Below are 12850 nucleotides of genomic sequence, written 5' to 3'. Positions count from 1 at the left end.
TAAGAAACTTTCGCAAAGAGGGCATTTCGGGCAAACTGAATACGGTTTTTAAAAGGATTTTTCGAATTGAAACCGCTTATTTTACGCGATGAGCAAACACTACGTCCGGTATCCGCTTAAGATTTCCGAGAATTTCCTTTAGCTGATCCAGATGCTCGACTTCGATCATGAATCTTGCCATTAGAGTGTCTTTCTGAACGGTAGAAGCTCCCGCTTCCAAAATATTCGTCTGGGTTCCCGAAATGCTCTTAACCATCTCCAAATAGATCCCCTGACGATCCCTGGCCTTAACTTCGACTCTCACGGGAACCGGTTCGGTTTGTCCGTAATCCCAATCCACGGATATGATTCGAAGTTGTTCTTCTTCCCGTTGCTTCATTGCAACGCTACAATTTTTCTTGTGAACCGACACGCCACGCCCTCTCGTAACAAAGCCGATGATTTGGTCGCCGGGCAGAGGAGAACAACAACCGGAAAGACGGACGGGAATATCCCTCAATCCTGCGACGAGGACTCGGCCTTCGCCGGAATGACCCTGCTTATGGTTCTTATCGTGAGAAGGTTTTCTCTTTAGCTCTTCCAGAACTTCGGCATTTAGGGTCAATTCTGCGGCGGATTCGGCCCCATGTTCCAAATCTTTGCGACTTTCCTCGCGAAGTTTCCGGAAGTAGGCTCGAAGTTTTTGACGGGCGGAAGTGGTTCTAACGATTCTAAGCCAAATCGGCGAAGGCTTGGATCGCTTATCGACTACGACCTCCACCTGATCCCCGCTGCGCAACTCCGTCCGTAAGGGAATCATTCTGCTATTTATTTTCGCTCCCTTACAATGGAGACCGACATCAGTATGAATTCTAAATGCAAAGTCGAGTACGGTCGCGCCCTTCGGAAGCTGAATGATCTCGCCTTTCGGAGTGAAAACGAAAACTTCATCCTCATGAAGGTCGTACTTCAGCTCTTCCAGGAATTCCTTGGGATCCAATGCGGAATCCTGCCAGGATTGAAGGACCTCCAACCATTTTACGGTAAGATGCCGTTCGTTCGCGTGAGTCTTCCCTTCTTTGTACACCCAATGTGCCGCGATTCCGAATTCGGCGATCGCGTTCATCTCCGCCGTTCGAATTTGAACCTCGAGAGGTTTACCGTCCGGGCCGATCACGGTCGTATGCAAGGATTGGTACATATTCGTCTTAGGAGTCGCTATGTAGTCCTTAAACCTTCCCGGAACCGGAGTCCAAAGAGTATGCACGATTCCTAAAACTCCGTAGCAATCCTTGATTTCATCCGTAATGATCCGAATCGCCCTCAAATCAAAGATTTCGTCGAAGGTTTTTTCCTTCGTTTTCATTTTTCTATAAATGGAGAAGAAATGCTTCGCTCTTCCGTCGACTTGCGCGTTGATGTTTATTTCCGCCAAACGCTGCTTTAGAATAATTTGAAGTTTATCTATATACTCTTCTCGTTCGGATTTCTTTACGTTGATTCTTTTCTTGATATCCTGGTATTCTTCCGGATAAATGACCTGAAACGCGAGATCCTCCAGTTCCGATTTTACTTTATAAATACCTAATCTTCCTGCGATAGGCGCGTAAAGCGAAAGAGTTTCGTTGGCTATCCTGCGTTGCTTTTCGGGCGGCTGAAACGAAAGAGTCCTCATATTATGGGTTTTGTCCGCAAGTTTGATCAGTATGACTCGAATATCTTGAATCGTAGCGATGATGATTTTACGGATATTTTCTGCGGCCTCCGTTTCTCGGGATTGGCTCTTGATCTCCGAAATTTTAGTAACGCCTTCCACAAGTTGGGTGATTTCGGTGCCGAAGTCCGAGACCATATTGTCCCGGGTGTATTTCGTATCTTCTATGACATCATGAAGGATTCCGGCCGAGATCACCTTTTCGTCCAATCCTAACTCGTAAAGAATATAGCCCACTTGTAGCGGATGCACGATATACGGCTCTCCGGATAGACGAAACTGTCCTTGGTGTGCTTCTTCGGAAACCTTGTACGCTTTTTCCACGAGTTCCAGAGACTCCGGTCCGAGACGATCCCGGACTCCTTCTAAAAGCATTTCTTTGGTCGCAGGAGCTTTCACAAATCCCATCAATGATCCGTCCGTATATCTAAGCCGAGGTCGAGGAATCGCGTGGTGTGAGTCAGGTATCCCATACTGACGCCGACACCGGAAAATTTAGATAATGCTTCCAGCTTTTCCGGAGTGATCCGTCCGGAACATTCTATCCGCATCGAAGGATTCGTTTTTTTTACAATTTCAAGCGCCGTTTTGGTATCTTCCGGATTGAAATTATCCAGCATAAGAACGTCAGGCCCTGCCTGCAATGCGTCTTGCAATTGAGAGAGTGAATCGATTTCCAGCTCCACGAGTCTGCCGGGGAATCTGTCTCGAATTCTTTTTACAGGTACGGACGCATGTTCGAATAAAGCGAGATGATTGTCCTTAATCAACGCCATTTCGGAGAGGTCGAGCCTATGATTCGATCCTCCTCCGCAGTAAACGGCGTATTTCGCAAGCTTCCGATATCCGGGTAAGGTCTTTCTAGTATCCAAAATCATCAAGCCGTTCGATCCATAGCGATCTACGACCTTTCTTGTTTCGGTGGATATTCCCGATAAATACTGCAAAAAATTCAGTAGGATTCGTTCCACTCGCAATAACAATATCAAACTTCCGTTAAGTTCGGCGATCGTATCTCCCTTACGGAAACGATCTCCGTCTTTAAAGAAAAATTTGGATTCCAGACGTTCGCCGGAAAGTCGATTGAGAGCTTCGGTTACACCGCTTCCACAGAGAACCCCGTCTTCGCGAGCATTCAAATTAGCGAATGCTTTTTGATCCGGCCGAAAAAGGGAAACCGAGGTTATGTCTTCGTCAGGACAGTCTTCCTCCCAAGCCATTTTGGCCAAAGGAAAGTAATCCTCCGAAACGACTTCGGAAATAGGCTTTGTGTAAGCCCTTTTCACAGAGACTCCATCTAAATAGAAGTCTTACCCGCTTGCGGAAGGGATCAAGCGGAATTCCTCGGGATTCCCCTTAGAAAAAGAAAAGCCCGGATCCAATAACTGGCCGGGCTATTCCACCAAGGAATCGAAATAGGAGTTGCTAAAACCTAGGACTATTTTCCCGTATCAGGCTTCTTTTCTTCACCGCTAGAAGATGGAGTATGTCCTTCCGCATTGGATGGATTTGCACTTTCTCCAGCCGAAGGTTGATGCCCTTCCTGCGAAGGAGCACTTTGTTGTTCGGGAGGATTATGCTGCTCTGACGGAGCTTGCTCTTCGGATGGTGCCTGTTGGTGCTCCGGAGCCGGAGCGTGCTGATCCTCTGCAGGCGCTTGTTGCTGCCCTGGAGAATGTTGCTCTTCCGCCTGAGGCTGAGGATTTTGAGAATGGTCTTCCTCGGAATGCTCTTCTTCGGCATCCGGTTTCGGTGTCGTGTTAGCGTCGGGCTTTTTCTTTTCATCCGTTACGGCTTCCACTTCGTCACTACCGGAATGCTTTTTCTTAGCTTTCTTAGGATCGAATTTCGTAGATCCTTTTCTCGGAGGAATCAAAAGCACTTGTTTAGGATAGATCAGGCTCGGATTCTTGATCTTTCCTTTATTTGCATCATAAATTCTTTTCCAGAGTCGTCCGGTACCATAATGCTGCTTGTATGAGGCGATTCTCCAGAGGCAATCTGCAGGAACTCGTTTCCGAACCACATACCTCTTCCATCCTTCCGGAAGTTCCCCGGAACCTACCGACGCCCTTCCACTCGTACCGGTCGTTTTGGTTTTCGTATGTGTCGTTTTACCTTCGGTTCCGTCGACTGTCGCATTTCTATCTTCTTCCCCGGTTCCGGTGCGTCCGGCAACGGAAGCGCCGGATTTAATTCGCTCTGCAATATCATCGGACTGGTCCACGACGATTCTAGAAAGTCGAATCGCTTCCTCGGAACGGCTGATCGAATCTTCGTATTTTTCCGAAGAAAAGAAATCTTCCGCGGCCGCTAAGGATTCATCGGCCGCCTTTAAATTTTCGTCGGCTCTTTGGTAAGAAGTTTGGATATCCTTGCTGGAAGTAACTTTCGTTTGATCGATTCCGGCAAGTTTATCTTTCGCCTTTGCGATACTATCCTTGGCTTCTTCCTTTTTCTTGGCGGCATAGGATTGGATATTCCTCGCTACCAATTCATTCGACTTTTTACGAATGTCTTCTACTTCGGAATATCCTTCTTTAATCTTGCCTTCGTCGATTTTCGACTTAGTGGCATTCAATCGTTGTCTGGTTTGTCCCACTTCGGGATCTTGGCCACCGGCATAGCGATCCGCATCGTCCAGATTTTTTTCGATATCGGATAGGGAGTCGATCAGCTGTTGCTTTTGAGAAAGAGCTAATGCTTTCGCATCCTGGGCGGATTTTTTAGAATCCAGATACTTCTTATTGCTTTGCTCATACTGCTCGAACGCGGCTAAACGAGTCTTTAATTTAGCGTCGTCTCCGGATTCTTTCGGATAGGATTCTAAGGCCCGGTCCGCATTATCGCGAAGGGTATCGCCTTCTTTACGAAGTTCCACCGCATTCGTGTAAGGTTCTGCGGCGAGTTGCGACGAGAAAGCTTCCTCAGCCTCGTCGATCGCAGCCGTAGCTTGCTTTTTGGATTCTTCGGTTAACGATGGAAATGATTTCTCCTGCGCATCTAACGCCTTCGCTCTGGCATACACTGCACTTTTCTTCGTTTCGCCTAAGTCCTCGTTAGAGGCCTTTTCGTGAGCCATAAAAAGGCTTTTGCGGGCCTCCTCGTATTCACCAGGCGCATATTTTTCCGCACCGGATTCCTTGGCCCTAGTGATTGCCGATTTTGCTTCTGCAAGCTCTCTAACGGGGAGCTCGGCACCGCAAGCGACCAAAACGCCGAGGATTCCTAGTATTAGTAGGAATCGGAAAGATGTAGCTCGAAAGGATTTCATTTGTTTTGCACCAGCCTGGAATCGGTTTTCTCTATCGTAGCTTATTTAAAAGCACCGACAGCGTCAGCTTCATTATCAAAAATCTCGAAGAAGGACGTAAGCTTAGTGAGCTCAAATACCTTTCGCACAGACCCCGCGACGTTAATGATTTTTAATCCTCCCTGATATTTCTTTAGGTTAGAGAGGCTGGAAATCAATGCGCCAATTCCGGATGAGTCGATGTAGGAGACTTTTTCCAAGTTGATGATTGTATAATATTTCTGCTCTTCGATGAGCTTAGCGATGACATCTTTTATTTCAGGGGCGTTATACAAATCGATTTCGCCATTAATGTCCAGAATTACGATGTTACCGCTTTCCCTTCTGGTGATTTCCATAAAAAATCAGCAACTCCTTATTATCTCTTTTTGAACCAACCTACTATAGGGGGGCCAAACTCTATATAGTCAACGAGAAATTTCCGGTCTTTCATACAAATTTTTCCATTTAGCGGAAAACTGATCAAATTTTCCTTCTTTAATGGATCGCCGAAGCTCGAACATAAACTTCTTCATAAAACTCAGATTATGGAACGTACTCAGGGAGAAAGCGGTCAGTTCTTTTACATGGTGAAGGTGTCGAAGATATCCGACACTGTATCTCTTACAGACTCGACATTCGCATTCCGAATCAAGAGGCTCGTCGGAAAACTTCCACTTCTCATTTCTCAAGTTAATTTTTCCCTTCGAAGTGAATACTTGTCCATTTCTCGCATTGCGTGTGGGGAGAACACAATCGAACATATCGACTCCGTTCCTGACTCCATCCAAAATATCCGGTACAGTACCGACTCCCATGAGATAAAGAGGTCGATTTCGATCCGAATGGGGAGCGACTGCTTCCAAAGTTCGAATGAAATCGGGTCGAGGTTCCCCCACGGAAAGACCACCGAGTGCGATTCCCGAGAAGGGAAGCCCGTTTACGTAGGACAGACTTTCCAAGCGGAGCTCCACGTTGGTACCGCCTTGGACGATTCCGAACAAATGCTGTCCGTTTTTATCCTTTTCCCAATAACGAACTGCCATTTCCGCCCAACGATGGGTTCGGTCCAAGGATTCTTTGATCCGAGCAGCACTTGCATCTCCGGGAGGGCAATCGTCTAACACCATCATAATGTCGGAACCTATCATCCGCTGAATATCCACGACCTTCTCGGGAGTGAAGAAATGGGAACTACCGTCTATATGGGAACGAAAGCCGACTCCGTCCGCCTGGAATTTAAAAAGGGAATTTAAACTAAAAACTTGAAAGCCCCCACTATCGGTCAGTAAGGCTTTCTTATACGATATGAAATTCTTGAGTCCTCCGAAGCTTTGGAGAACCTCCGTCCCCGGCCGTAAATACAAGTGGTACGTATTTCCGAGGATCAGCTCGAATCCTAATTCGTCGATATCGTCCGAATCCAGGGATTTAATCGCTCCTCTCGTTCCCACTGGCATGAATACGGGAGTCGGAATCTCTACTCCGTTTAAGGCAAGAGTCCCGGTGCGAGCGAAGGAATGTGGGTCTCGAGTTTCTTCTCGAAAGATCATTTCTTCCGAGGGCAATTAGGATCTAGGCAGCTTCCGTAGATATTCAAGCTGTGTCCGGTGATTTTGAAACCGTTCCCGAGAGCGGCCTGCTCCTGGAGCTGTTCGATTCGTTCGTCCACAAATTCGACGATTCGACCACAATCTACGCAAATAATATGATCGTGATGAGTGTGACCGATGATATGTTCGTAGTACTTATAATCCTGACCGAAATTATGCTCTTGGAGAAGCTTCGCTTCCACCATAATCGACAAAATCCGATAGATGGTCGCCTTCGAAATCTTATCTCTCTGGTCCTTGAATTCTTCCAGAAGGCTTTCTGCGGTAAAATGGTTGTGTAGAGAGAAAATTCTCTCTGCTACCAACATCCGCTGGTTGGTGATTTTTAATCCTTTCTTTTGGAGATAATCCGAAAAGGTTTTCATCTCCATGCGGACGGATTCGTCTACTGTCTTAAGAATTTCGGCTTCCTTATCCTTATTCATCTTTTATCGGATCATGTTTATCTAACAGTTCATTTCTTGGGCTCGGAAATGCGAGTCACTCCCGATTCTTACCCGTATTAGATCAGATATCGAATATCGGGCAATCTAAAAATCAAGGGCGCAGGCCTTCCGTCCGAATTGTTGAACAAAGAAAGAAAAATACCTTCCTCTCCGCAAGTTTCGGAAAACGGTTTTCCGGAAGATTCCCGAGCAATCACTCATCAATCTTTCCCGAAATCGAATAGTACCAAGCCCTTTCTAATTCTTCGGAAATTCGGACGGAGAGAATGCGCAAAGCTCTAGTTTGGGCCTGCGCCTCCGTTTCGATATAGCCGACTTGGTCGGAATAAATAACCCTCGCAGGAATTTCGGACCTCTCCAAAGGGATTCGTTCTCCACCAGCCTTTTGAAGTTCTACCTTGCAAATAATTAACATTTCGCGGCTGAGTAATTGACCGCCTTGGTCCAGCAAGGCGCCAACTTGTTGGTAGTGGGAAATTTCTCCGTAAATTCGGTATGCGGCGAGGGATTTTTCCCGCGTTTGGATGAACCGTCCGCGATTATTGATTTCCTGTTTTACTAAGTCGGAAAGTTGCGTATGCAATCCGATCCCGTACGAATTGTTTCTGAAATTCTGAACATAAACCGTCCTCTGGGAATCCGGAATCGGAATGCCGTTTATTTTCGGAGGGTTTCCCGGCTCTCGGGCAAAGTAAGCACAACCATTCAAAACGATCCCGAAGATCGGGACCAGCAAAAGAAGACGCATATCTTTCAGGCTGACGGTTTCCCTTTCCGCTGCAAGGAAATTCCATGATTCCTGCTTTACATTTCGGCCGAACGATCGCTGAATTCGCACATGGGGAGAACCTTTCGTTTATTTCCAAGCGCGGATCTCGTTTTCTTTCTTTTCGTTTTGGGAACGCTGCTCTCACCCTTGCGCGCTTCTTTCGGTGTGGAAACCGCGCCTAAAATTTCCTCGTTAACTCCGGCCCCGAAGAAAGCGCCGGCCCTGACTCCACCGATTTGGCAGGAACTCTCGCCGGAAACGCTCGCCGATCTAGGCAATTTACGGTTTCCGATGGAACTCGAAACTCCGATTTCCGGTTCGTACGCGGAATACAGGGTTCACCATCTTCACATGGGTTGCGATTTTAAAACCTTTCATGCAAACGGCCTTTCCGCTTCGGCTCCGTTTTCAGGATACGTAGATTCGATCGGTCAGTCCGCGAAAGGATACGGGCTCAATCTAGTACTGAAATCTTCCACTTCTCCGTTAAAGGCCAAATTCGCTCATTTATTGGATTTTAGCGGAGTTCGTAAGGACCTGGAACTTTTGAGGGAGGCCCTGGCTCTTTTAAGCGGAGGAGAATTCCAGGTAAAGTTTTCGAATCCTAGTTTCCTAACGAACCAGGGAGACGCATTCGCGAGATTGGGAGAATCCGGAACGGGTGTCAGTCATTTACATTTCGAACTGCATCTTCCGGGAGGTACTCTCAATCCGCTTCCGTTTCTCCCCATGAGAGGAAAGGATACGACTCCCCCGGAATTGCTTTGGCTGTACGTGGATTCGGACAACGGAACGCAGCTTAGATTCCCTTTGCAAAAAAAAGGGAACGGCATATTCGAAATCTCTCCGGAAACGAAATTATCCCTGAACGGAAGCGTTCGGTTTCGACTAGGCGCATACGACCTGATGACCTCTCGAAATAAGAATAATTTATTCTTTGTCGGGCTTTATAACGGGCAGATTCCTTTATATGAACGATCGTTTAAGGGAATGAGTTACGAAGAAGCGCGTTCCCACCAGGATATCTTCGATTCCAATCGGTCTTCCTTAAATCCTGCCGTTTATGTCTATAATTTATTTCCAGCCAAGGACCCTAGTATTTCCTTAAACTCCTTTCCGATCGGAACCGATTTATTCATCACGTTAAAGGCGGCGGACCATGCCGGGAATCGATCCCAAGTATCGATCCCCATCGTGGTAAGTCCGCCCACAAAACAAAAAACGACCGGGACAAAAACCGAATTCACATCGAAAGATGGAAATCTCAAAATAAAAACTCCCGTCAAGACCACGTACGGTGCGGGAAAACTTTTCTTTGAAAAGTTAGAAGCACCTATGGAAATCGCGCCTCTCCCGGAGGGACTGATCTTGAAAGGAAGCGCTTACGAACTGGAGTCCTCCGATCTTTCCTGGGTGGGAGAGGCCGAACTCGATTGGAAAGGGATTCGATTGGGAAGAAAAGAGAGCGTCTATCTATATGACAAGGGCACTAAGCGCTGGTCGGCTCTCAAGCAGAGAGGTGCCGTGAGCTATCTCTCGAAGCTAGGCATTTTAGCGGTACTGGAAGACAACGCCAAGCCCACAATCACTCAACCCTACCTAATCACCAGACATAGAAGAATTGCGAGCGCCAGAGAACCGGATTGGGAGGAGCGAGTCTATGTATTAAGCGACGTAGGTTCCGGGTATGCGGGAGGAGCCGAAGTACTAGTAGAGGGAGAACCGTACCCGAGCGAATTCGATACCGATCGAAAAATGCTGATCCTGAAAATTCCCAAATCCCTATCCGGTTGGAAAAAAAAACTGCTCGTTCAGATCAGAATCAAGGATCGATCGGGCAATGTTTCGGATTGGTTTACGGACCTAATCCGATTTGAAATTGAATAAACGAAGTATCTAAAAAAAGGGACCATGAACGGCCCCTTTTTCCAAGTTCAGACCTTAGCGGGTCTATTCAGCTTTCTTGATTCTGTAGAGAGAAGCGGTTGATATCCAAAACCTTAAATTTCGTTTCCGCACCGCCTAGATTCAGCGCCGCAGTATCACCTACTCGTTTACCTAATAAGGATTTAGCCAAAGGAGATTGATAAGAAATGATATTCTTTTCGGTATCCGCGTCCCAAGCTCCTAAGATGGAATAAGTTTGGTTTTCACCGGTCGACTCGTTCTTAAGTTTAACCGTAGTTCCGATATTGATTCTATCCGTTTTCACATTGGAAAGATCCAATACGACTGCGGTTTTCAATTCCGATTCCAACTTTTTGATTTGTGCCTGTAGCTGAACCTGACGCTCCATAGCGGCCTTGTATTCCGCGTTCTCGCGCAAGTCACCTCGTTCCTGAGCTTCCCCGATATCTCTGGAGTTTTCCAACATTTCCACGTTTACGAGATGTTCAAAATCGGCTTTTTTCTGATTCAACGCCCAGCGAGTGACAAGCACCGCATTTTCCGGAATATGGGAAAGAACGTCGTCTTCCTCATCGTCTTCTTCCTCTTCTTCCCAAACCAAATCGGGTTTCAGAGATTGAATCAAACTCATCAATTTATCTTTATCGGTTTCCTCGATATACGGAACCTCCCGATACAACGCATATACTTTACGGATGTATTCCGAGTCCCCGTTTTGAATCGCTTCGGTAATCACTGCCGATTCGTTTCCGAAAAGAATTTCATGACAGGTGTTCTTGAGCTTGGTTCCTTTTTCCTCGATTTTATTCAGAGGCTTTAGAAGACGGAGAACTCTCAAGATCAAATCCTGACGGGAGACATTCATCCATTCCTCATCCCAAGTCCGCCACAGAATGGATTTTGCCACCCAAAGGAACACTTCCGGATTTTCTTTCGCGCGGCTCGCTGCCGTTTCGATGAATAAGTTCAGTTCGGCGAATTTTTTATCGTCTTCCAGCACGGAAACGACGTATTTATTGTTCTTAACCGGGACCTCGAAAAGCAATCCGACAAGAACGTTCACCCAATCCTTATGGAATTTCTTCACGAGATCCACGAAAGATTTCTTGATATCTAGGTTGGTGATTCGGGAAGAAATCTCCAAAAGCTCTTCTCTAGTAAGAGTTTTAATCAGTTGAGCGACTTGGTCTTCCTTCTGATGACGCTGGAAATCGTAAGGAGTTCCATCCTCACCTTCCATCGTGGAAGCGACTTCCTCTAAATATAAAAACGCGACGATCCTACGGAACGGTTCGTTGGATTCCTCTTCCTCGTAATAATGATGCGCGAAAGTATCGATCGCTCCTTCCGCTTCTTCTTTATTTCGAAGAGCCTCGATTGCAATATCCAATTTTTTTGATAGGTCGGAAGTAGCGCTGAATTTTTCGGTGAGTTCTTCCGCAAAGGTAATCGGCTTTTCACGATACCAGAGTTCGTCCTTTTTCTTAGGATTGAAGCCTAATTTCGGTTCCTTCTTGATGATATTCTTGGCCTTGTTCCACCATTTGGACCATTCCGCCACGGGTAGGAATTTGCCGACCACTTCGTTTTTGATCTCTGCGACCAACATATGACCGTCGAAAGAAGTTAATAATTCCTTAAAGAAGCTGGGAATATCTTTTTCGAATAACTCGACTACCGATTCCTTGTTCTCGTAGAATTTCACCCAAATATGATCCACCTTTAGAGGTTTAAGGCTGGTGATCGCCATTTGAATGGAAAGCTTATGGTTCTTTTTGTCCTTGAAATCGACAAAAATCGAATCGCCATTCGGAGAAATCGAAACGATTTTACCGACTCCCCAGTTTCTATGTAGTACGTAATTATCCGTATCAAAAACGATGTTTCTTTCGAAATTGGAAATACAAACCTTAACCGGCTTTCTGTTATTTCCCAATTCGGACATCTTGAGGAAGTCTTCTAAAAGGCTGTGGTTGGCATATTTCAGTTTATAAACACGAATCAACTCGTTACGTGCCTTATTGGAAACGGGCTCGTGATCCAAAATCTTCTTCAAAAGATAGATCACTCGATCCCAATCTTCTACCGCTTTATGAGGATCGACCAACGGATATAAATATCCTGCCAGACGGGTTTTTTCCCTATGACCGAGCAGGATTCTTTCGATTTTTTCCACGAATTGGATATCGTCGTAGTTATTGGATACGAAAATCGGCCAAATTTCCTCGAATTGAACGTAATCCTTGGTCTTTGCAAAGGTCTCGATGGCTTGCTTTAAATAGGTAATGGCTCGTTCCCGATTTTCTTCGAGAATGGCTAATCCGTATTTTTTTGCGATTTCCGGATTCTTCCGATCCTGTTTGGCGAGCTTCTCTAAAACCGGCTTTAATTCCTTATTTTTCTTGAGTTTTTCCAACGCTTCCGCTTTGAATCGGAGTGCGTAACGATCCTCACCATATTTTAGAATATTATCCGTTATATGCTCGATGATCGTCCATTTACCGGCTTGCTTAAATGCATCTAAAAGATTCTTAAAATAAGAGGCGGCATCAATGCTCCCCTTTTGGAGTCCTAAAATTCCCAGTAAATACCTTGCGGAAATGCTTTCAGGATGTTCTGCGAGATGCTCTTCTAGCTTCGCCTTTGCAGCGTCGGTAACTCCGGAAGCTCCGAAAGACTCTATGAGATCGTCGTAGATTTTAAATTTGGACGCAGGGATGGAGTTGGCGTCCGAGCGGACGTAAATCTCCTCGTTAAAGAGCGAGGTAAGCTTGTCCAAATCGCTGGCAGGCTTGGTTTCCGCGGTTGTCGCAGTTTCGTTAGACATAGGAAATACTCCACCGAATGGGGTCGGCTCGAAAAATAATATGGATGGGCTGGGTTTATCTCTTTTGGCCCTTTCTAGATCAATTATAACGGAGAACACTTATCCGTAAACTAGAATTTCCCTAGCGGGAAATGGGCGCACGCTAGGCCAAGCCTGGAATACTCCAAGCTTTTTAGAAAGATGGTTTGCCTACCTTTCTTGGTCTTTTTTTCTGTTTTGACCCAAAAAATAGAACGATCTTTTGCACCTGATTCGGCTCCAGATCGGCGGCGGCTCTTGTTTCGGAAACTCGATTACCAAGG

General features: G+C 46.1%; 9 protein-coding genes. 1 reads left to right on the top strand and 8 read right to left on the bottom strand.

Annotated features, from left to right (window positions below; genetic code table 11):
• Positions 1-76: 76 nt before the first annotated feature.
• From LEP1GSC047_RS02475 to lptE, 7 genes are all read right to left on the bottom strand, one after another.
• Positions 77-2101 carry a RelA/SpoT family protein gene (locus LEP1GSC047_RS02475; RefSeq protein ID WP_010411976.1) on the bottom strand — a complete coding sequence of 675 codons (2025 nt, stop codon included), beginning with the start codon at positions 2099-2101 and terminating at the stop codon, positions 77-79.
• Complete coding sequence (nadC, locus tag LEP1GSC047_RS02470) at positions 2101-2979, bottom strand: carboxylating nicotinate-nucleotide diphosphorylase (RefSeq protein WP_010411980.1); 879 nt, start codon at positions 2977-2979, stop codon at positions 2101-2103. The genes LEP1GSC047_RS02475 and nadC overlap by 1 nt, the downstream gene beginning before the upstream one ends.
• Before the next feature lie 152 nt (positions 2980-3131).
• Complete coding sequence (locus tag LEP1GSC047_RS02465; RefSeq protein ID WP_010411983.1) at positions 3132-4967, bottom strand: lipoprotein LipL71; 1836 nt, start codon at positions 4965-4967, stop codon at positions 3132-3134.
• A gap of 41 nt (positions 4968-5008) precedes the next feature.
• Positions 5009-5344 carry an STAS domain-containing protein gene (locus LEP1GSC047_RS02460; protein WP_010411985.1) on the bottom strand — a complete coding sequence of 112 codons (336 nt, stop codon included), beginning with the start codon at positions 5342-5344 and terminating at the stop codon, positions 5009-5011.
• Between the two features lie 69 nt (positions 5345-5413).
• Positions 5414-6538 carry a tRNA guanosine(34) transglycosylase Tgt gene (tgt, locus tag LEP1GSC047_RS02455; protein WP_010411988.1) on the bottom strand — a complete coding sequence of 375 codons (1125 nt, stop codon included), beginning with the start codon at positions 6536-6538 and terminating at the stop codon, positions 5414-5416.
• Entirely contained in the window at positions 6535-7023 is a 489-nt protein-coding gene (locus LEP1GSC047_RS02450) for a Fur family transcriptional regulator (protein WP_010411990.1), read from the bottom strand. The genes tgt and LEP1GSC047_RS02450 overlap by 4 nt, the downstream gene beginning before the upstream one ends.
• 214 nt (positions 7024-7237) lie before the next feature.
• Positions 7238-7792, bottom strand: coding sequence for an LPS assembly lipoprotein LptE (gene lptE / locus LEP1GSC047_RS02445; RefSeq protein WP_039933942.1), 555 nt, complete (start codon positions 7790-7792; stop codon positions 7238-7240).
• A gap of 90 nt (positions 7793-7882) precedes the next feature.
• Here lptE and LEP1GSC047_RS02440 point away from each other — a divergent pair, with 90 nt between their 5' ends.
• The gene (locus LEP1GSC047_RS02440; protein WP_039933837.1) at positions 7883-9700 is read left to right on the top strand and encodes a M23 family metallopeptidase; all 1818 of its coding nucleotides are present in this window, start codon (positions 7883-7885) and stop codon (positions 9698-9700) included.
• A 67-nt stretch (positions 9701-9767) separates the two neighbouring features.
• Here the strand turns inward: LEP1GSC047_RS02440 and greA are convergent, their stop codons facing one another.
• Positions 9768-12548, bottom strand: a complete 2781-nt coding sequence (gene greA / locus LEP1GSC047_RS02435) for a transcription elongation factor GreA (protein ID WP_010411995.1) — start codon at positions 12546-12548, stop codon at positions 9768-9770.
• Positions 12549-12850: the final 302 nt, after the last annotated feature.

It is taken from the genome of Leptospira inadai serovar Lyme str. 10, from assembly GCF_000243675.2.
GTDB classification, from domain to species: Bacteria; Spirochaetota; Leptospiria; order Leptospirales; family Leptospiraceae; genus Leptospira_B; species Leptospira_B inadai.
The sequence above is the reverse complement of the archived record's forward strand: the minus strand, read 5'-3'. Positions and strand labels throughout refer to the sequence as shown.